This window comes from Paraburkholderia nodosa DSM 21604, assembly GCF_000519185.1.
Taxonomy (GTDB): Bacteria; Pseudomonadota; Gammaproteobacteria; order Burkholderiales; family Burkholderiaceae; genus Paraburkholderia; species Paraburkholderia nodosa.
In genome coordinates, this window is sequence record NZ_JAFA01000050.1 from 1 (window position 1) to 19,441 (window position 19,441).

The 19,441-nt window shown below is 63.8% G+C and carries 19 protein-coding genes; 14 read left to right on the forward strand and 5 right to left on the reverse strand.

What is annotated here, in order from left to right; translation table 11 throughout:
• The first annotated feature begins 161 nt into the window (after window positions 1-161).
• On the forward strand, window positions 162-1,775 hold the full coding sequence (locus A3CW_RS0139225) for a T6SS phospholipase effector Tle1-like catalytic domain-containing protein (RefSeq protein WP_028208410.1): 1,614 nt from the start codon (window positions 162-164) through the stop codon (window positions 1,773-1,775).
• Between the two features lie 146 nt (window positions 1,776-1,921).
• Here A3CW_RS0139225 and A3CW_RS0139230 read toward each other — a convergent pair whose 3' ends face one another.
• From A3CW_RS0139230 to acs, 4 genes are all read right to left on the reverse strand, one after another.
• Window positions 1,922-2,284, reverse strand: coding sequence for a hypothetical protein (locus A3CW_RS0139230; protein WP_028208411.1), 363 nt, complete (start codon window positions 2,282-2,284; stop codon window positions 1,922-1,924).
• A 390-nt stretch (window positions 2,285-2,674) separates the two neighbouring features.
• Entirely contained in the window at window positions 2,675-4,693 is a 2,019-nt protein-coding gene (locus tag A3CW_RS0139235; protein ID WP_028208412.1) for a sodium:solute symporter family protein, read from the reverse strand.
• Entirely contained in the window at window positions 4,690-4,995 is a 306-nt protein-coding gene (locus A3CW_RS49110) for a DUF4212 domain-containing protein (RefSeq protein ID WP_407669809.1), read from the reverse strand. The genes A3CW_RS0139235 and A3CW_RS49110 overlap by 4 nt, the downstream gene beginning before the upstream one ends.
• Window positions 4,996-5,155: 160 nt before the next feature.
• Window positions 5,156-7,138, reverse strand: coding sequence for an acetate--CoA ligase (gene acs, locus A3CW_RS0139245; RefSeq protein WP_028208414.1), 1,983 nt, complete (start codon window positions 7,136-7,138; stop codon window positions 5,156-5,158).
• Window positions 7,139-7,475: 337 nt separating this feature from the next.
• Here acs and A3CW_RS0139250 point away from each other — a divergent pair, with 337 nt between their 5' ends.
• From A3CW_RS0139250 to A3CW_RS0139290, 9 genes are all read left to right on the forward strand, one after another.
• Window positions 7,476-8,372 carry a DMT family transporter gene (locus tag A3CW_RS0139250; RefSeq protein WP_028208415.1) on the forward strand — a complete coding sequence of 299 codons (897 nt, stop codon included), beginning with the start codon at window positions 7,476-7,478 and terminating at the stop codon, window positions 8,370-8,372.
• Window positions 8,373-8,562: 190 nt separating this feature from the next.
• The gene (locus tag A3CW_RS0139255; RefSeq protein ID WP_028208416.1) at window positions 8,563-9,207 is read left to right on the forward strand and encodes a TIGR00645 family protein; all 645 of its coding nucleotides are present in this window, start codon (window positions 8,563-8,565) and stop codon (window positions 9,205-9,207) included.
• Window positions 9,208-9,260: 53 nt separating this feature from the next.
• The gene (locus A3CW_RS0139260; protein WP_028208417.1) at window positions 9,261-10,784 is read left to right on the forward strand and encodes a fumarate hydratase; all 1,524 of its coding nucleotides are present in this window, start codon (window positions 9,261-9,263) and stop codon (window positions 10,782-10,784) included.
• Between the two features lie 201 nt (window positions 10,785-10,985).
• Window positions 10,986-11,465: a bacterioferritin gene (bfr, locus tag A3CW_RS0139265; RefSeq protein ID WP_028208418.1), complete on the forward strand. Its 480-nt coding sequence runs from the start codon at window positions 10,986-10,988 to the stop codon at window positions 11,463-11,465.
• A gap of 70 nt (window positions 11,466-11,535) precedes the next feature.
• Entirely contained in the window at window positions 11,536-12,396 is an 861-nt protein-coding gene (gene murI / locus A3CW_RS0139270) for a glutamate racemase (RefSeq protein WP_245623856.1), read from the forward strand.
• 366 nt (window positions 12,397-12,762) lie between these two features.
• The gene (locus A3CW_RS0139275) at window positions 12,763-13,017 is read left to right on the forward strand and encodes a (2Fe-2S)-binding protein (protein ID WP_028208420.1); all 255 of its coding nucleotides are present in this window, start codon (window positions 12,763-12,765) and stop codon (window positions 13,015-13,017) included.
• A gap of 288 nt (window positions 13,018-13,305) precedes the next feature.
• Entirely contained in the window at window positions 13,306-14,037 is a 732-nt protein-coding gene (locus A3CW_RS0139280) for an energy transducer TonB (protein WP_028208421.1), read from the forward strand.
• 47 nt (window positions 14,038-14,084) lie between these two features.
• Window positions 14,085-14,831 (forward strand): MotA/TolQ/ExbB proton channel family protein, encoded by a 747-nt coding sequence (locus tag A3CW_RS0139285; protein WP_028208422.1) that lies wholly within the window; start codon window positions 14,085-14,087, stop codon window positions 14,829-14,831.
• An 18-nt stretch (window positions 14,832-14,849) separates the two neighbouring features.
• On the forward strand, window positions 14,850-15,269 hold the full coding sequence (locus tag A3CW_RS0139290; RefSeq protein ID WP_028208423.1) for an ExbD/TolR family protein: 420 nt from the start codon (window positions 14,850-14,852) through the stop codon (window positions 15,267-15,269).
• Between the two features lie 418 nt (window positions 15,270-15,687).
• Here A3CW_RS0139290 and A3CW_RS49115 read toward each other — a convergent pair whose 3' ends face one another.
• Entirely contained in the window at window positions 15,688-16,728 is a 1,041-nt protein-coding gene (locus A3CW_RS49115; RefSeq protein ID WP_081772023.1) for a LysR family transcriptional regulator, read from the reverse strand.
• Window positions 16,729-16,849: 121 nt separating this feature from the next.
• Between A3CW_RS49115 and A3CW_RS0139300 the strand changes: the two genes are divergently transcribed.
• The 4 genes from A3CW_RS0139300 to hemP all read left to right on the forward strand — a co-directional run bounded on the left by A3CW_RS0139300 (window position 16,850) and on the right by hemP (window position 19,226).
• Entirely contained in the window at window positions 16,850-17,731 is an 882-nt protein-coding gene (locus A3CW_RS0139300) for a pirin family protein (RefSeq protein ID WP_028208424.1), read from the forward strand.
• Window positions 17,732-17,868: 137 nt separating this feature from the next.
• Window positions 17,869-18,267: an OsmC family protein gene (locus tag A3CW_RS0139305; protein ID WP_028208425.1), complete on the forward strand. Its 399-nt coding sequence runs from the start codon at window positions 17,869-17,871 to the stop codon at window positions 18,265-18,267.
• Window positions 18,268-18,305: 38 nt separating this feature from the next.
• Window positions 18,306-18,791: an SRPBCC family protein gene (locus tag A3CW_RS0139310; protein ID WP_028208426.1), complete on the forward strand. Its 486-nt coding sequence runs from the start codon at window positions 18,306-18,308 to the stop codon at window positions 18,789-18,791.
• A 174-nt stretch (window positions 18,792-18,965) separates the two neighbouring features.
• Window positions 18,966-19,226, forward strand: coding sequence for a hemin uptake protein HemP (gene hemP / locus A3CW_RS0139315; protein ID WP_028208427.1), 261 nt, complete (start codon window positions 18,966-18,968; stop codon window positions 19,224-19,226).
• The last annotated feature ends 215 nt before the right edge of the window (window positions 19,227-19,441 follow it).

A 19,441-nucleotide genomic window follows, 5' to 3' on the forward strand; every position in this document is an offset into this window, starting at 1 on the left:
CGTTACGCGCTTCCCCCCCGGCGGTCCGCACAACGACAGTGATCCCATGAAGGACGATGCCTACGTCTGCGTGATCCTGCGTGACCTCAACACGGTAGACCTCGCTTTTTCGCCCTCTGCGTCCGGTTGTGCGCACAAGTAATCAAAAGGAACGTCACACCATGACAGTACGCCAAGCTGGCGCGTCCATTTCGGACGATGGGCTTTTTGATGCCGCAAGGGTCGGGGGGACGACAAACCTAGACGAATTGCTGTCATCCGCCAACAAGGATGGCCCGCTTTCGCTGCGCGACGCCAAGTGCCGCCTCTATCCGAAGCTTTCATTTTTCTTCGATGGCACAGGAAACAACTTTGATATTGATGAGCCACTGCAACGCCTTTCGAATGTTGCCAAGCTCTATCGATCCGCAACCAGCGATCAAAAAGGAAAAGGAGCCACGCCAACGTACATTCCGGGCGTAGGGACGCCATTCAAGGTACCTAAAATCATGGGCTATACCGACATGCTTGTCGATGACAGAGGCGGTGCGGCGGGTCTAGGCTTGGGCAAGGGCGGAGAGATGCGTATTCAGTACGCACTGGCCGAATTCTCGCGCATTCTTGAGCGGGAGTGGGGGCCAGAGGCGTGGAAGAACATGCAGTCCATCAGCGTCTCTATTTTCGGGTTCTCGCGCGGCGCGACGCAAGCACGGGCCTTTGTACGCCGGTTGATCCGGACGAAATGCCAGCGCACGGAAAACGGCCTAGTCTGGCAGGCCCCCTTCGGGGAACGCACACCGGTGCGCATCAAGTTCATGGGTCTGTTCGACACGGTGGCGTCGGTTGGCGGCCCGACACTGCATCTCGGCTGGGCCACTGACCTGGCGATTCCGCCCGAAGTCGAGCGCTGCGTGCATTTCGTTTCGGCACACGAGGTACGCGAAGCGTTCCCGTTGGACTCTGCACGCGTGGGCCGCGCGTATCCAACCAATTGCGAGGAAGTCGTGTATCCGGGTGTCCATTCTGACGTAGGCGGCGGATATGAGCCAGACGTACAGGGGCGCAGCAACCGGCTCGCGCGCATCCCTTTGCGCCACATGCTGGCCGAGGCACTGCGCGCGGGAGTGCCGATGCAACTGCCAAAGAATCTCGATCCCAAGCTGCGTAATGAGTACGTGCTCGCCGATGACGATGCAGTGGTGAGCCTTTATCAGGGGTACATGGACGCGTTGCCTATTGCAGAAGGAGACGACCTGGAATCACTGATCCACGCCCACCGCCGCCTAAATTTCCATTGGCGCGCAACCGTAGAGCGCCAGCCCCTTGATACGCGCGTACTCGGACGGCTGTACGGAAAAGTCAGTGCCGCGTGTGAAAGCGTGCCCCCCGCTACTGACGCCGACCATTCCGAGTGCCATCCTACTCAGTGGACTTATGACGTTCCGCAGCACCCTGAGGAACAGGCCCGGCAGCTGTTGGGGGAGCAGCGCAGGCTGGTGCAGCGCGTGGCGTATTTGCGCAATCCTGTCGTGCGCGCGGCAAACAATCGCAACTGGCCGCCACCGGAGCCGCGCAAGCGGACGGCGTATGAAGACCTGATCCTTGAGGCATGGGATAACCGCGAGGCCTTGTCAACAGCGGTGGACGGACTTCTGGCCGAGCACGTTCATGATTCGGTCGCGCACTTTACTTCGTGGCCTTGTGCCCTTTATGACCCGCGCGGGCTGTACTGCGATGGGGAAAAGTATTATGCAGATGCCATCAAGGTTGGGGATCGCGACGTCGAGACAGCGTAACGACTGCGGCTACGGACAGGGGCTACGGACAGGGGCTACCGGAGCTTACATGCACCGCCTACGTTTGCATCATCGGGTAGCGATAGACTGCCTCAATCTCGCTCGCGATCATGCGCGCGAACGCCAACGAGTGCATACCCCAACGCTCAATTACACCCACTCACAGTGCAATACTTGTTGTACACGAGCCCTTTCCCGTCCATCCCCGAGATCGTTCGCGTGCCATTGCCGTAGTTCGTGATCGTCTCGGTCCACGTCGAACCGTCGGCGGCCTGCCCCGTGATAAACGTCGTGTCGCCGATGGATGCACCGGTCTGCTCCCAGGCCTCGCCCGGCAGCTTCTGCTGATGCCCGTTGACCGTAGACGTGTTGCCGAAGCGCTGCACCGTGTACGAATTGCCCGATTCGTCGACGCAGTTCTGGAAGGCGTCGTTGCCCCAGCATTTGGCAAAAGCGGCGGGCGCCGCAAAGGCGCCGAAAACGATGAGGCTGAGTGCAATGCGCTTCAATGACTTCCCCGAGAAAACGCCCTTTTTCTGGCTCGATTCACCGCGAGTCCCAGACCGGCGGCGCGCGAAATTGTACCGTAGCCGCCAAGGCGACCTATCGGATGCGCCGGATGCGCTGCATCGCACGCTCCCGCTAGTTATCGGACAAAAAACGGATGACTTGATGGGCGAAAAGAGAACCGCAGCGCTGCTAGTCGTTAAGCACTCGACGCTAAAAGGAACGCCGAATCGACCAGATCGGTCAGCAGAAAAGGACGTCGGGCCGTGGCCCGACGTCGAATTCCCGCGTACTGCTTCGAGGACCGGCGCGGGAACGAGAGGACTTCAGTATCGCCTCGCCCGCCCGTTTTTTAGGTGCTCGACCGCACACCCGCAATCAGGTCCCTGCCCTCACGGGTGGCGGATATAGTCCACCAGCGCGAGCGTATACGCGTCCGGCTTGCGATCGAGCAGACTCACGCCGATCGCCACGAGAAAGCCTGCGGGCACACCGAACACGCCCGAGCTGATGGGCTCGATGCCGAACCATCGCGGGCCCGCAAAACCCGTGAGCTGCGTGAAGAACGGGTACGTCGAGACGATGTAGTAGACGCACACGGTCAGCCCCGCAATCATGCCCGCCACGGCGCCAAATCGCGTCGTGCGCTTCCAGAACACGCCGAGCACGAGCACGGGAAAAAGACTCGACGCCGCCAGCGAAAACGCCGCCCCCACCAGAAACAGAATATTGCCCGCGTTGAGCGACGCCACGTAAGAGGCGAACAGCGCCACGCCGAGCAGCAGGATCTTCGACATCGTCACGCGCCGCTGGCTCGACGCGCTCGGATCGACCATGTGGTAGTACACGTCGTGCGAGAGCACGTTCGAGATCGTGAGCAGTAGACCGTCCGCAGTCGAGAGCGCAGCCGCGAGCGCACCCGAGGCGATGAGCCCCGACATCACGTATGGCAGCCCCGCGATTTCCGGGGCGGCGAGCACGACCATGTCGGGCTGCATCTGGATGTCACTCCAGCGCACCACGCCGTCGCCGTTCACATCCGCAATGCTGATGAGGTACGGCTCGACGCGCCGCCACTGCATGACCCAATGCGGCAGATCGTCGAAGCGTTGCCCCACCAGATGCGTGAGGATCTCGAACTTGATCAGCACCGCGAGAACCGGCACGGTCAGATAGAAGAGCGCGACGAAAAAGAGCGTCCAGCCCACCGAGCGCCGCGCTGAGGCCACCGAGGTCGTCGTGTTGTAGCGCGTGAGGATGTGCGGCAGGCTCGCCGTGCCAAGCGAAAGGCACAGGAGCAGCGAAAGGAAGTTGCGTTGATGAATGCGCCGCTCGGCTTCGTCGTCGGCGGGAAACGGTTCGTTCATCGGCACGGGCGGTGAGGCGCGCTCGAGCAGGTCGTCGCGCTGGCGCGTCCACACCATGCGCGCGGCGTCCACGTCGCGCGGGAAGGCGTTCAATTCACGCTCCAGTGAATCGATATCGCGCAGCGGGCCGTTGTGGCGGCGCAGGTCCGCGAGCGATTCGACGAGGTGCGTCTTCTCCGCGACATACGACTGCGGCAGCGTGTCGAGGCGCGTCTGCCATTGCGCCGCGCGCTCGCGGTAGGCGTCGCGCACGGTGGCTTCGGCACTCGCGCCGCGCACGTCGTGCTCGAGCGCTTCCACGCGCTGCATCACGTTGCCGTATTCGATTTGCGGCAGCCAGCTCAGGCCGTCGCGGTGCGCGATCAGCGAGACCGGAATCAGGATGGCCGCGATGAGAATGATGTATTGCGCGACCTGCGTCCACGTCACGGCGCGCATGCCGCCGAGGAACGAACACACGAGGATGCCCGCCAGCCCGCAGAAAATGCCAATGGCGAAATCCACGCCGATGAAGCGCGTGGCGATCAGCCCCACACCCTGGATCTGCGCGACGAGATAGACGAACGAGCAGAGGATGGTCGCGAGCACGGCGAGCGCACGCACGAGGTTGCTCGAGAAGCGCGTGCCGAGGAAGTCGGGAATGGTGTAGCGCGCGAGCTTGCGCACATACGGCGCGAGCAGGAAGGCGACGAGGCAGTAGCCGCCCGTCCAGCCCATCAGGTAAGCGAGGCCGTCGTAGCCGCTCGCGTAGAGCGAACCTGCAAGGCCGATGAACGACGCGGCGGAAAGCCAGTCGGCGGCCGTCGCCATGCCGTTGAAGAACGAGGGCACGCGCCGCCCTGCCACATAGTATTCGACGAGGTCCGAGGTGCGCGAAAGCAGCCCGATCACCGCATAGACCGCGATCGGCACGAACAGGAACACATAGCCGATCCACATGCCGGGGCCGGTGGAAAGCTCGATCCGCCACATCACGTAGACGAAGGCGAGAAAGCCGAGCGTGTACAACGCGTAGGAGCGTATCAGCCGGTGCGCAAGCCTCATCGTTGCTGTGCCTTGCTGGCTTCGCGAATGGCGACGTCGGCTTCGAGCGCGGCTTGCAGCACACGGTCGGCGCGCTGCATCAGCACGATATAGATCGTGACGAGCAGCACGTAGAGCAGGATCGCGCCCTGTGCGCCGAGGTAGAACGGCAGGCTGAAGCCCGCGAAGCGCAGGTCGGCGAGCGGCCGCGCAAAGAGCGGCGCGACGAACGAGACGAGGAAGCCGATCGTCATCAGCACGGCGATCAGCGCGAGATTGAAACGCCAGTAGCGCCGATGCGCGCGCGCCATCGCCTCGCTCACCGGGGGTGGCTCAGACAATGGATTGAGATTGTTCTGCGGGGTAGTGTGTGGCGCGGCCATGCGCCTGTGTAGCAAAAACGCGTATGGCCGGCAATCCGGGGCAATGCGGGGATCGATGCGGTGCGCGGCGCCAGCCAAGGCGCCGCGCCAACCTCGGCGTTTAGAGCGATTCGCCGAGCTGGTCCAGAATCGCCGGGTTTTCCAGCGTGGAAACGTCCTGCGTGATCGCCTCGCCCTTGGCCAGCGAGCGCAGCAGACGGCGCATGATCTTGCCCGAGCGCGTCTTCGGCAGGTTCTCGCCGAAGCGGATGTCGCGGGGCTTGGCGATCGGCCCGATCTCCTTGCCCACCCAGGCGCGCAGATCGTTGGCGAGCTTCACGGCCTCGTCGCCCTGCGGACGCGTGGCCTTGAGCACCACGAACGCCACCACGGCTTCGCCGGTGGTGTCGTCGGGGCGGCCCACCACGGCGGCTTCGGCCACGAGCGGGTTCGCCACCAGCGCCGACTCGATCTCCATCGTGCCGAGGCGGTGGCCCGAGACGTTCAGCACGTCGTCGATACGGCCCATGATCGTGAAGTAGCCCGTGTCCTTGTCGCGCACGCTGCCGTCGCCGGCCAGATACAGCTTGCCGCCCAGTTCTTCGGGGAAGTAGCCCGACTTGTAGCGATCCGGGTTGCCCCACACATTGCGGATCATCGCGGGCCACGGACGCTTCACGACGAGAATGCCACCCTGCCCGTTCGGCACGTCCTGGCCGGTTTCGTCGACGATCGCGGCCATGATGCCCGGCAGCGGCAGCGTGCACGAACCCGGCACGAGCGGCGTCGCGCCCGGCAGCGGCGTGATCATGTGGCCGCCGGTTTCGGTCTGCCACCAGGTATCGACGATCGGGCAGCGCTTGCCGCCCACGTTTTCGTAGTACCACATCCACGCTTCGGGATTGATCGGCTCGCCGACCGTGCCGAGAATGCGCAGCGAAGAAAGGTCATAGCTCTTCGGGTGCACCTTCGCGTCGGCTTCGGACATCTTGATGAGCGAGCGGATCGCCGTGGGCGCGGTGTAGAACACCGTGACCTTGTGTTTGGCGATCATGTCCCAGAAGCGGCCGGCGTTCGGGTACGTGGGCACGCCTTCGAACACGACCTGGGTCGCGCCGATCGTGAGCGGGCCATAGGCGATATAGCTGTGGCCCGTAATCCAGCCGATGTCGGCCGTGCACCAGAACACGTCCGAGGGCTTGTGATCGAAGGTCCACTTCATCGTTTGCGCGGCCCACAGCAGGTAGCCGCCCGTGCTGTGCTGCACGCCCTTCGGTTTGCCCGTCGAGCCCGACGTGTAAAGGATGAAGAGCGGGTGTTCCGCGCCCACCGGCACCGGCGCGCACGTATCGCTCTCGGCCGCCGAAAGTTCGTGCATCCACTGGTCGCGGCCTTCGTGCCATGCGACCTTGCCGCCCGTGCGCTTGTAGACGATCACGCTGTGCACCGCTTCGCAGCCGCCCATGGCGAGCGCTTCGTCGGCAATGTTCTTCAGCGGCAGCGCCTTGCCGCCGCGCATCTGTTCGTCGGCGGTGATGAGCGCGACCGCGCCCACGTCGACCATGCGTTCGTTGAGCGACTTCGACGAAAAACCGCCGAACACGACCGAGTGCGTCGCGCCAATGCGCGCGCAAGCCTGCATGGCGACCACGCCTTCGACCGACATCGGCATGTAGATGACCACGCGGTCGCCCTTCTTCACGCCGCGTTTCTTCAGCGCATTGGCGAAGCGCGAGACGCGCGCGAGCAGGTCCGTGTAGGTGACGTTCGTGACGGTGCCGTCGTCGGCTTCGAAGACGATCGCCACGCGCTCGCCATTGCCCGCTTCGACGTGGCGGTCGAGGCTGTTGTACGAGGCATTGAGTTCGCCGTCTTCGAACCACGTGTAGAACGGCGCCTTCGATTCGTCGAGCACCTTCGTGAAGGGCTTTTGCCAGCTCAGGGTTTCGCGCGCGAGGCGCGCCCAGAAGCCTTCGTAATCGCGTTCGGCTTCGGCGACGAGCGCCTTGTATGCGTCCATGCCGGACACCGTGGCGCCAGCCACCGTTTGCTCGGAAGGCGCAAAGACGCGGCGTTCCTGAAGAACCGATTCAATCGCAGACATCGACAACCCCTTGGTGAAGATGAAACGTCAAACTCGTGGACACGCATGAGCATCTTCAATGCCCATGCGCGCCGTCTCCGTGCGCCGCCGCCCGCTCGCGGGCACGGCGCTATTGGCTTGCGCCGGGAGCCACCATTGTGGCATCCCGGCATGCATGGGCGCGCAATCCAGGCACGATCGTGCGCGATCTTCGCAATCCACCCATGCCGGCAAGATTAAGCGTAGCAACTTACCGTCCACTTACGCGCGCACACGCAGACAATGCAAGCGGCGCGCCATGGCACACAAGTAAGCAGACATTTAGAATGCTAACTGAACTGCGCACCCGGATTCCAGCTTGAATCGCTATTCCCTGTTTCTCATTGCCTCGATGCTGCTCGTGGGCAGCAACGTCGGCATCGGCAAGTCCATCGTCGCCTTCATTCCCGTTCCACTCTTCGCGCTGCTGCGCTTCGTGATCGCCCTCGCGGTGCTCGGCCCGCTCCTGCGTCGCTCCAAAATGCAACAGGTGAAGCGCGGCGAATGGATCAATCTGTTCCTCCAGGCGCTGTTTGGGACATTCGGGTTTACGCTGCTGATGCTCGGCGGCGTGCATCGCACGAGCGCGGTCGCGGCCGGCGTCATCACGAGCACGATCCCCGCCGTGGTCGCCCTTTTCTCCTGGCTCTTCCTGCGCGAGCGCCCCGACGCGCGCGCGCTCGCTTCCATCGTGCTTGCCATTGCGGGCATCGCGGTCATCAATCTCGCCCACGTGGGCGGCAGTGGCGACAGCGGCGCCAGCTCGTTGATCGGCAACCTGATGGTGCTCGGCGCGGTGTGCTGCGAATCGCTCTATGTGATCCTTTCGCGCCGTCTCACCCAAACGCTGGCGCCGCTCGACATCTGCGCATACACACACCTGTTCGGGCTTCTGCTGATGCTGCCCGTCGGGCTGCCCGGCGCACTGTCGTTCGATTTCGCGAGCGTCCCTGCGGGCATCTGGTGGCTCGCGCTCTGGTACGGGCTTTCGGCGAGCGTGTTCTCGTTCTGTCTCTGGATGATGGGCATCCGCCACGTGCCGGGCAGCATCGCCGGCGTGTTCACGGCCGTGCTGCCGGTGGCCGCGGCCGTGTACGGCATCGCGTTTCTCGGCGAGCGCCCCACGCCCGCGCACGGCATTGCGCTCGCCTGCGTGGTGGCCGGCATCGGGCTCGCGAGCCTCAAGATAAGGCGCGTACCGCCGGTGGCCTCATGACCATTCCGTAATAGGGTTGAAAGTTTCTGGGCGCGGGCAGCGCTGCCGGAATCCCGGCGAGCCCTTTGTGCGACGCTGTACAATAGCGCCCGCCCGACCCCTCGCGCGCGCCTTCTGGCCCTAACCAGACGACTGCGCTCAGGCAGCCCCACTTAGGCAGCCCCGCCCCATTTCGTCACCGTGATTGCCCATGTCCGCCGCACGCCCCCAGCCGCCTTCCGCCGCCGCACCGGGTAAAGCCCGTCGCCGCATGCGCCCGCTGCCCAGCATCATCTTCATGAGCCGCTGGCTGCAGGTGCCGCTCTATCTGGGCCTGATCGTCGCGCAAGCCGTGTACTGCGTGCTGTTCCTCAAGGAGGTCTGGCACCTCGTGAGCCACGCCACCACGCTCGACGAAACCAGCATCATGCTGGCCGTGCTCGGCCTGATCGACGTGGTGATGATCTCGAATCTGCTCATCATGGTGATCGTGGGCGGCTACGAGACCTTCGTCTCGCGCCTGAATCTCGAAGGCCATCCCGACGAGCCCGAATGGCTCGACCACGTGAACGCCGGCGTGCTCAAGGTGAAACTCGCCATGGCGCTCATCAGCATTTCGTCGATCCACCTGCTCAAGACCTTCATCAATCCCGACGCCGCTTCGGCGCATACGGTGATGTGGCAGGTGATCATCCATGTGGCGTTCCTCGCTTCCGCGCTCGTGATGGCGTGGATCGACCGCATCACCACGCATACGCACCCCGAACACTATCAGGAGCTCGCCGCCCGCCATCCGGCGCCGGGCGGGCCCGCCGCTGCGCGTCGCGCGGTTCCCGAGCACGCCGAGTCCGACTGAACCGCGCACACGACACACATTATTCAAAACACCCGTCCCCACAGAAGCTAGCCATGACCGTCATCAAACAGGAAGACCTCATCCAGAGCATTGCGGATTCGCTGCAATACATCAGCTACTACCATCCGCAGGACTACATCGAGGCGCTCGGCCGCGCCTACGAACTCGAAGAGAGCCCGGCCGCGAAGGACGCGATCGCGCAGATCCTCACGAACAGCCGCATGTGCGCCGAGGGCAAGCGCCCCATCTGCCAGGACACCGGCATCGTCACGATCTTCGTGAAGGTCGGCATGGACGTGCGTTGGGACGGCGCCACGATGGGCGTGACCGACATGATCAACGAGGGCGTGCGCCGCGGTTACCTGAACCCGGACAACGTGCTGCGCGCCTCGATCGTGAGCCCGCCCGAAGGCGGCCGCAAGAACACGAAGGACAACACGCCGGCCGTGATCCACTACGAGATCGTGCCGGGCGACAAGGTCGACGTGCAGGTTGCGGCCAAGGGCGGCGGCTCGGAGAACAAGTCGAAGTTCGTGATGCTCAACCCGTCCGACTCGATCGTCGACTGGGTGCTCAAGACCGTGCCGACGATGGGCGCGGGCTGGTGCCCGCCGGGCATGCTCGGCATCGGCATCGGCGGCACCGCTGAAAAGGCGATGCTGATGGCGAAGGAATCGCTCATGGAGTCGATCGACATCCAGGAGATCATCAAGCGCGGTCCGAAGGACTGGGTCGAAGAACTGCGCGTCGAACTGCACGAGAAGGTCAACGCGCTCGGCATCGGCGCGCAGGGTCTGGGCGGTCTCGCCACCGTGCTCGACGTCAAGATCATGGCCACGGCCACGCACGCGGCTTCGAAGCCCGTCGCGATGATCCCGAACTGCGCCGCCACGCGCCACGCGCACTTCGTGCTCGACGGCTCGGGCCCGGCCAAGCTCGAAGCGCCTTCGCTCGACGCATGGCCGAAGGTCAACTGGGAACCGAACACGGAAACGAGCAAGCGCGTCGACCTCAACATGCTCACGCCGGAAGAAGTCGCTTCGTGGAAGCCGGGCCAGACGCTGCTGCTCTCGGGCAAGATGCTCACGGGCCGCGACGCCGCGCACAAGCGCATCGCCGACATGCTCGCGAAGGGCGAGAAGCTGCCGGTGGACTTCAAGAACCGCGTGATCTACTACGTCGGCCCGGTCGATCCGGTACGCGACGAAGTGGTTGGCCCGGCGGGTCCCACCACGGCCACGCGCATGGACAAGTTCACGGAGCTGATGCTCTCGCAAACGGGCCTCATCTCGATGGTCGGCAAGGCCGAGCGCGGCCCGGTCGCCATCGAGGCGATCAAGAAGCACAAGGCGGCTTACCTGATGGCGGTGGGCGGCGCGGCTTACCTCGTGTCGAAGGCGATCCGCGGCTCGAAGGTCCTCGCGTTCGAAGACCTCGGCATGGAAGCCATCTACGAGTTCGACGTGCAGGACATGCCGGTGACGGTCGCAGTCGATTCGTCGGGCACCTCGGTTCACAAGACCGGCCCCGCCGAATGGCAGGCGAAGATCGGCAAGATTCCGGTCGCCACGGTTTGATGCCTGCCTGATGCCAGTTTAAAAACCGGGGCCGCGCGCCCCGGTTTTTTTTGCGTCACGCCAGGCGTACTGAGATTAATTCTCAGCACTGAGTAAATCGCCGATATTTACCGCAATTCAATGTAGATTCGGCCTTGGCTTTTGTGAATTGAGCGTTTATTGTTGGAAACCAGTCACCGCCCCACAAAGAAAGGAAAGACTATGCAAGGCGACAAGAAGGTCATCGAATATCTGAACGCGCAGCTCAAGAACGAGCTCACGGCTATCAATCAGTATTTCCTGCATGCCCGCATGTACAAGCACTGGGGCCTCGAGAAACTCGGCAAGCATGAATATGACGAATCGATCGGAGAAATGAAGCATGCCGATATGCTCATCGAGCGTATTTTCATGCTCGACGGTCTGCCGAACCTCCAGGACCTGCATAAGCTGCTGATTGGCGAGGAAACCAAGGAAATTCTCGAGTGCGATTTGAAGCTCGAACAAATTTCCCAGTCCACCTGCAAGGAAGCCATTGTTTATTGCGAATCGGTACGCGACTTCGTTTCGCGCGAGATTTTCGTGACGATTCTCGAAGACACCGAAGAACACATCGACTGGCTCGAAACGCAGATCGACCTCATCGGCAAGGTCGGCATTCAGAATTACCAGCAGTCGGCCATGGGTTCGGTAGAATCCTGATCGCGCGCCTCGCGCCCGCGCGCATCCGTCCGCCTTGCGGGTGCGCCCCAACCCTTTTGCGCCCATCCCCGTGAACCTTCCGGCCTCTTCCAGCGCTGCGCCCATCGGCATCTTCGACTCCGGTCTCGGCGGCCTGTCGGTGCTGCGCGCCGTGCGCGCGCTGCTGCCCGCCGAGCGGCTCGTGTATGCCGCCGACTCGCGCTACGCCCCCTACGGCCAGCGCGACGACGACTTCATCGCCGACCGCACGCTCGCGATCGGCGAATGGCTCGTGGCGCAGGGCGCGAAGGCGCTGGTGGTGGCCTGCAACACAGCCACGGCGCAGTCGATCGCGCTCGTGCGCGAGCGGCTCTCCATTCCGCTCATCGGGGTCGAGCCGGGGATCAAACCGGCGGCGCTGGTTTCGAAATCGCGCGTGGCGGGCGTCCTCGCCACCCAGGTCACGCTGCGCAGCGCGCGCTTTCAGGCGCTCGTGGAGCGCCACGCGGCCGACCTGCGCGTGCTGTGCCAGCCGGGCCATGGCCTCGTGGAGGCCGTGGAGCGCTGCGACATCGGTTCGGCCGAATTGCTCGCGCTGCTGCGCGCGTACGTCGAGCCCATGCTCGACGCGGGCGCGGACACGCTCGTGCTCGGCTGCACGCACTACCCGTTTCTCGACGCGGCGATCCGCTCGATCGTCGGCGAACGCATGATGCTCGTCGACACGAGCGTCGCCATCGCACGGCAGCTCGAACGCGTGCTCGACCAGCACGGCCTGCGCGCGAGCGGCGAGCCGGCCGGCGCAGGCGGCGACAAGATTCGCTTCTGCTCGACGAGCGACGGCGCGCACTTGCGCGAACTGGCGGCCGCGCTGCTGGGTCTCGACGCCGATGTCGAGCGCGTGGTCATCCCGTCGCGCCGCACGCGGGAGCTGGAAGCGAACGCGGCCTGACGCGCCGGCGCCACACACCGCGCGCGACGCGAGGTTGGCGATTCGCGTCTCGCCCTGGCGTTCGCGTTTCAACCCCGTTTCCGCACATCTGACTCACCTGCCTCGTTCGGTCTGACTCCTGTCAGAAGCCCGCTGGCGGGCTCCGGCGGCAACGCGCAATCCTGCGAGCAGTCACACAACGGATAGCCGCTAGCCGGCCCGTCAAATGCCTTGACGAGCGCCCCACCCTGGCTAGCCTTTTCCTGACGCAAAGCAAAACCCCTGCTAAGCATCCGGTTATGTTACAAAAAATCCATCTGGCCGCTTGCCAAACCCAGCAAACATAATGATAATAATTCGCATTAACTCTCTCTATTGCGGTCCATCATGATTGTCTGCGTTTGCAAATCCGTCTCCGACCGGACGATCCGCGCCTCCATTCAGGAAGGCATGGATTCTTTCGACGAGCTGCAATTCGAGCTCGGCGTCGCGACCTGCTGCGGCAAGTGCGAAGAATCCGTTCGTGACGTGATGGCGCAAAGCGGTGTCTGTGCGAGCCGCTGCGGGGTCACGCAACCGGCGCACCCCGCCGTGGTCCCCCATGCGGTTCCGCTCACGTTTTACGAGCGCAAGGCTGCCTGAAGCCATGGCGCGCATCCGGCCACCGATGCGCGCCCGCCCCGTCCGCCCGTTTAGCCAAAGGCGCCTCAGGCGCCACGCGCCGCGGACCTCAAATCGCCGCCGACAGCAAGCCCGTCTCCCGACCAGCCAGCTACCGCTCGTGACCCTCAAAGGAGGTCGTGATGGAATTGCTGCTCGGATTCGTAACGACGTTGTGCATCTCGCTGTTGATCTTTCGCAAATAAAGCTGCCCGACACGACGCGCCGGTTCGCCTGCGCGCCGCCGTCCGCATGGCAGCCACGCTAAACATGCAGGCTTTCCAAACCACCGCTGGCACGCTGCCGTCTCCCTCCGTTCGCGTCAATCGCCGTGTCGTCACTGCGAGCGCGATCGTGGTCGCGCTGCATGCCGCGCTCATCGCCGTCGTGCTGATGAAGCGCGAACCCGTGACGCCCGTTGCGCTCCAGTCGCAGACGATGACGGCCGAACTGCTCAAGCCCGAGCCGGTCGCCGCCCCCGCTGCGATACAGTCCACGCCCACACCACCGCCGCCCAAGCCAGTCCCGCACGTGACGCGCGACAAGCCGAAGGTTCAGCCCAAGCCGAAGCCAACGCCGCTACCTGTGGCCGAAGCGCCCTCGCAGCACGCGATCGAGTCGGCCGCGCCCACCGCGCCCACGCCGCCGGCTCCCACGCCGCCCGCGCCCGCACCGCAAGCCGCGGCGGCCACCGACGCCAAGCCGACCATGGCGCTGTCGGCACCGAAGAACGTATCGCACCTCGACTGCCGCATCGTGCAGCCCGACTACCCGACGCTCTCGCGCCGGCGCGGCGAAACCGGCACGGCATTCGTGCACTTCGTCGTGGGTCTCACGGGCAAGATCGAGAACATCGAGCTGAAGAAGTCGAGCGGCTCCGCCCGCCTCGACGACGCCGCGCTCGACGCGATGCGCCAAAGCTCGTGCAAGCCGTACCTGGAAAACGGCGAAGCCGTCCGCGCGGCCTACACGCAACCATTCGAGTTCAGCCTGAATAATTGACCGGCTGAAGCCACACGCTTTCATGAATTGAATAAAGAGGATCAGGAATGCAGAACTACGGTATCGCCCACGTCTGGGCGCAAGGGGATTTCGTGACGCGCGGCATCGCGCTCGCGTTGTTGATCATGTCGGTGCTGTCGTGGTGCGTGATCGTCGTGAAGGGCTGGAATGTCGCGCGCCTCAAACGCCTCACGAAGAACGCCGAGCAGCAGTTCTGGCATTCGGACGATCTCGCCGACGGCGTGAAGAAGCTCGGCAGCGGCTCGCGCGAAGACAACCCGTTCCTCGCGCTTGCGCTGTCGGGCCAGGAAGCCGCCGATCACCATCATCAGACGCAGCCGCATCTGCACGACCGCATGGACGTGTCGGACTGGGTCACGCGCTGCCTGAAGGACACGATGGACGACTCGGTCGCGAAGATGCAAAGCGGCCTCGCCATTCTCGCCTCGATCGGCAGCACGGCACCGTTCGTCGGCCTGTTCGGCACGGTGTGGGGCATCTATCACGCACTGCTTACGATCGGCGCGACGGGTCAAACCTCGATCGACGCCGTGGCCGGCCCGGTGGGCGAAGCGCTCATCATGACCGCCTTCGGCCTGTTCGTCGCGATTCCCGCCGTGCTCGGCTATAACGCCCTCACCCGCGCCAACAAGGCGATCGTCACGAAGCTCAACCGCTTCGCGCACGGCCTGCATGCCTTCTTCGTGACGGGCGCGCGCCTCACCTCGACCGCACGTGGCGGCGCGAAGGAAGGCAACACGAGCAACCTGCGTGTCGCTGCGCGCAGCCACTAAAGAGCGGAGGCAAGCATCATGGCGATGAGCCCCTTTGCCAGCGACGACGACGATGGCCTGATGAACGAAATCAACATGACGCCGCTCGTCGACGTCATGTTGGTTCTCCTGATCGTTTTCATGGTGACGATTCCCGTGATCCGTCACGCCGTGAAGATCGACCTGCCGCATGCGAGCAGCCAGAAGGAAGACGCGAAGCCCGCGCAGATCAACATCTCGATCGAAGCGGACGGCACCGTGCTGTGGGACGGCACGCAGGTCGACGACGCGGCGCTGAACCAGAAGATCGCAGCGGCGGCGCAAACGACGCCGCAACCGGAACTGCATCTGAACGCGGACCGCAAGGTGCAGTACGAACGCGTTGCCCAGGTGATGTCCGCCGCGCAAAGCGGCGGCCTCACGAAGCTCGGCTTCGTCACCGACCCTGCGCATCACTGATCGCGTCACTACGCGCAGCGCGCTTAATTCAGCGGTACAAAGTAAAAGGCCTTCATCGTCAGATGAAGGCCTTTTTTCGTGCGCACGCGGCGCATTCGGGCGGTGGCGACGACTCCCCGACAATCGATCGGTTCACGCCGGCACATGCGACTGCCGTGGGCAACACGGACTGCGCTTTCGGCCCTGAAGGCCCACTATGATAGCGGCCATCAATTCCCGCTCAAGACCGGTGCTTGGCGAGAAGAACTCCAATATATTCCTCTCGCTTCGCGCCTACAAGAGTTAGGCCATTGAATGTAGCGATGGCCGCTCACGCTTGAATGCCTAAAAACAAATGGCGCTAAACGTTGTGCACAAATGCACTGCGTGAAAACTCAATGTTTCATACAAGCGCACGCGCGTGCACGTTCGCAAAGCTTCATGCCGTTTCGATCCTGCTCGCGCTCTTTGTGCGCGACAGCCCAACCTCTCTGCTGGGTGCACGCTGCCCTTCTGCAGGCGCTGCAAGCGCGGCGATCTCGCTTCTCAGCGGACATTCCTGCTGCAAGCCCTTATCGGCATCGAGCACTTCCACGAGGTAATCGACGAAGGCACGCACGGCCGGAACCATGCCCTGGCGCGAGAGGAATACCGCATAGAGCTGCGGCACCGGCAGCGTCCAGCCCGGCATCACCGGTGAAAGCTTGCCCGAGCGCAGCGCGGCACCGTACATCATCTCCGGCAATGCCGCGATGCCGAGGCCTTCCAGCGCCGCTTCACGGATCGTCGTGAGGTCCGCGGTGATGAGGCGCGGCTCGTGTTCGTGCGAATGTCGCGTGCCATCGGGTGCGATGAGCTGAAACACGTGGCGGCCGTCGCCCGTGGGCGTATCGAGCGTTTCGAAGCGCGTGAGGTCGTCGGGCGTGAGCGGCGGCGCGTTCTGCGCGAGCAGGCTCGGCGCGCCCACCAGCATCTGCTCGGTGCGCCACAGCGGACGCACCACGATATTGGCGTTCTGCGGCGGCTCCGAGCGCACGCGCAGCGCGATATCCACCGAATCTTCGAACAGGTCGATCACGCGGTTCGTCACGCGCATCACCACCCGCACCTCGGGGTAGCGATGCATGAATTCCGGAATGATCTGCGAAAAGATGGTTTGCGAAAGCGTGACGGGCACGCTCACGCGCACCGTGCCGCGCGGCGACGAGCGCAGCGACTGAACGACGTTCACCGCAGCCTGCGCCTCGGCGAGCATCGAGCGGCAATGCTGGTAGAAGAGTTCGCCCGCTTCGGTGAGCGCGAGCTTGCGCGTGGAACGCTGCAGCAGGCGCACGCCGAGCGAGGCCTCGAGTTCGCTCACCCGCCGCGACAGACGCGACTTCGAGATGCCGAGCACGCGTTCGGCAGCGGAAAAGCCGCCATGCTCGATCACCTGCGAAAAGTACATCAGGTCGTTGAGGTTATGCGAATCGATCTTCATGTCGTCGTTCCAGCGATGGGACAATCCATTGCGATGAGGCCGTAAAACAGGCCAAATTGGCTACCTATAATAGCGGTTTGTTTCGCATATAACGCAATTCCCACAATTCGAGGTGATATCCATGACCACGTCCCGTACGATCGAACGCGTGTATCCCGCGGTTCGCACCACCGAGGGTGGCGGATTCATCGTCCATCGGCCGTTTCCGACCCGCCAGCTGATGGACTTCGATCCGTTCCTGCTGCTCGATGAGATGGGCCCCGTCGATTACGCGCCCGGCGAGGCCAAGGGCGCGCCCGATCATCCGCACCGCGGCTTCGAAACCGTCACCTATATGGTCGAAGGCCGCTTCGGCCACAAGGACTCGGCGGGCCATTCGGGCACGCTGCGCCCCGGCGACGTGCAGTGGATGACGGCCGGCGCGGGCGTGATCCACAGCGAGATGCCCGACCCCGAATTCACGCGCACGGGCGGCCGCATGCATGGCCTGCAGTTGTGGGTGAATCTGCCCGCGCGCGACAAGATGATGGCGCCGCGCTACCAGGAACTGCCCACGGAGCAGATTCCGGTGGGCCGCTCGAAGGACGGCAAGGTCTCGGTGAAGGTCATTGCCGGCGAAGCGCTGGGCGCGAAGGCCGCAATCGAAACGCGCACGCCCATCCTTTACCAGCACTTCACGCTCGCGCCCGGCGCGCGCGTGGAGCAACCGGTGCCGAGCAACTATCGCGTGTTTGCGTACGGCCTCTCGGGCACGGGTCTGTACGGGCCCGACGCGCGAGCGATCGATGCCCAGCAGATGGTGACCTTCGCGAGCGACGGCGACACCGTCACGCTCGCCGCCCCGGCCGACGCGAGCGCGCCGCTCAGCGTCCTGTTGATCGGCGGCGTGCCGCTGAACGAGCCGGTCGTGCGCTACGGCCCGTTCGTGATGAACACGGAGCAGGAGATCCGCCAGGCCGTGCTCGACTATCAGGCCGGGCGCATGGGGCGCATCGCGCACTGAAACCGGGTTGCACGGCGACGCGGGTTTCCGAAGCATCGCTACGGGCCCGCCCGCTTTCCGTCACAATAAGGTCTGCGGGGCGCGCACCACAGGTTGCGCGCCCGTCCCTCTTTAACCGTCCCGCCCGCGAGGAGCGCATGGCCGAACCCGCAGTCACCGCACACATTGGCTCGACGAACTACCAGGTCCAGTTCGACGACGGCACCCACACCTGGATCGCCGACGAACCCGCCTCGCTCGGCGGCGGCGACCGCGGACCGTCGCCCTTCTCGCTCTTGCTTTCGAGCCTTGGCGCCTGCACCTCCATCACGCTGAAGATGTATGCACAGCGCAAGGAGTGGCCGCTCGAAGGCGTACGCGTGAAGCTCGCGATGGAAACAGGCAGTGAAGGCACGAAGATCGACCGCCAGATCGTGCTCGAAGGCGCGCTCACCGAAGAGCAGCGCGAGCGCCTGCTGCAGATCGCCAACGCCTGCCCGGTCCACAAGGTCCTCACGAACACGATCACGATCCGCACGGGTCTCGTCGTCGCTTGAGCGGCGGCGCGCGGACACAGACACAGGAAGGCGCCGCCTTGAATTTTGAACACCTCATCCAGATCAACGATCCGCTGAACCCGCTCGTCGAGGCCATGACGCGCGAACAGCTCTGGGAAGGGCTCGTGCTGCGCGCCGAGCAGCCGCAGCTCTTCGTGATCGGGCTCGACAGCTGCACGATCCTCTCGCGCACCGAGAGCACGCTGGAGCGCGAGTTGCACTATGGCCACGCCACGGTACGCGATCGCGTCACGCTCACGCCCAATGAGAGCGTGCGCTACGACATCATGGCGACCGCCGAGTACGTGGGTGGCTCGCTCACGATGACGATCGAGCAGCCCGATCCGCTGCAGCTCTTTCTGCGCTTCGAGTACCGCACGACGCTGCCGACCGCCGATACCGAGGACGACCGGCAGACTTCCGAGATCGTGAAGTCGGCCTATCGCGAGTCGGACATCGACACCGTGCGTCTCATCCGCCAGTTCGTGCAGGGCGACGGCAGCGCGCCGAACGCGCTGCACTGAAGCCCCCGGCGCTTGCCCTCCCGCCCTGCGCGGGACGGCAAGCGCCGATTCACGCTACCGCGCGCTTCGACTCAGGCTATCGGCATTCGATTTCGATGAATATCTCATAGTTGAAAATACGAACGATTATCATTTAGAATTGATCCATCGAATCGAGACAAAGACGTCACGTTCATGACCGAACTGAACCGCACCTCCACGCTAAGCTTGCGCCGCAACGGCGGCTCGGCATTGACCAGCGCGCGGCCGAAGCCTGCCGTCGCAGAGCCCAAGCCGCGCAGGAGCGCCGAGCCGGCGGTCGCCGCGGCAAGCGACGAGAGGAAACTGGATAGCACGGCGCTGCTGCAAGGCCGCAGCCATGTGAGCATCATGCACAACGGCGAAACGTATCAGCTGCGGGCCACCCGGCTCGGCAAGCTGATCCTGACGAAATAGGTTTCAAGCAGTTTTCAACCGGGTATTGTGGGGACCGCCTCCACCGAGAGGCGTTGGGGCATTAGCCAGCAACGACGGCTTGCACGCGAGATCTAGACCCCTTCGTGCAGACATCCTTCAAGCTTCAAGCCGGCCGTCGAAGCAAGCCACGCCATTTTTTTGTTCTCATACCTCTGTCGATCCGGAGTTGGCGCTTTAGCGCTTACTCCGGTCCC

Bases quoted from the DNA above. Each gene is read 5' to 3' on its own strand.
- A3CW_RS0139225 (WP_028208410.1), top strand. From the start codon at position 162: ATGACAGTACGCCAAGCTGGCGCGTCCATTTCGGACGATGGGCTTTTT.
- A3CW_RS0139235 (WP_028208412.1), bottom strand. From the start codon at position 4,693: ATGAGGCTTGCGCACCGGCTGATACGCTCCTACGCGTTGTACACGCTC.
- acs (WP_028208414.1), bottom strand. From the start codon at position 7,138: ATGTCTGCGATTGAATCGGTTCTTCAGGAACGCCGCGTCTTTGCGCCT.
- A3CW_RS0139255 (WP_028208416.1), top strand. From the start codon at position 8,563: ATGTCCGCCGCACGCCCCCAGCCGCCTTCCGCCGCCGCACCGGGTAAA.
- A3CW_RS0139260 (WP_028208417.1), top strand. From the start codon at position 9,261: ATGACCGTCATCAAACAGGAAGACCTCATCCAGAGCATTGCGGATTCG.
- bfr (WP_028208418.1), top strand. From the start codon at position 10,986: ATGCAAGGCGACAAGAAGGTCATCGAATATCTGAACGCGCAGCTCAAG.
- A3CW_RS0139275 (WP_028208420.1), top strand. From the start codon at position 12,763: ATGATTGTCTGCGTTTGCAAATCCGTCTCCGACCGGACGATCCGCGCC.
- A3CW_RS0139280 (WP_028208421.1), top strand. From the start codon at position 13,306: ATGCAGGCTTTCCAAACCACCGCTGGCACGCTGCCGTCTCCCTCCGTT.
- A3CW_RS0139285 (WP_028208422.1), top strand. From the start codon at position 14,085: ATGCAGAACTACGGTATCGCCCACGTCTGGGCGCAAGGGGATTTCGTG.
- A3CW_RS0139290 (WP_028208423.1), top strand. From the start codon at position 14,850: ATGGCGATGAGCCCCTTTGCCAGCGACGACGACGATGGCCTGATGAAC.
- A3CW_RS49115 (WP_081772023.1), bottom strand. From the start codon at position 16,728: ATGAAGATCGATTCGCATAACCTCAACGACCTGATGTACTTTTCGCAG.
- A3CW_RS0139300 (WP_028208424.1), top strand. From the start codon at position 16,850: ATGACCACGTCCCGTACGATCGAACGCGTGTATCCCGCGGTTCGCACC.
- A3CW_RS0139305 (WP_028208425.1), top strand. From the start codon at position 17,869: ATGGCCGAACCCGCAGTCACCGCACACATTGGCTCGACGAACTACCAG.
- hemP (WP_028208427.1), top strand. From the start codon at position 18,966: ATGACCGAACTGAACCGCACCTCCACGCTAAGCTTGCGCCGCAACGGC.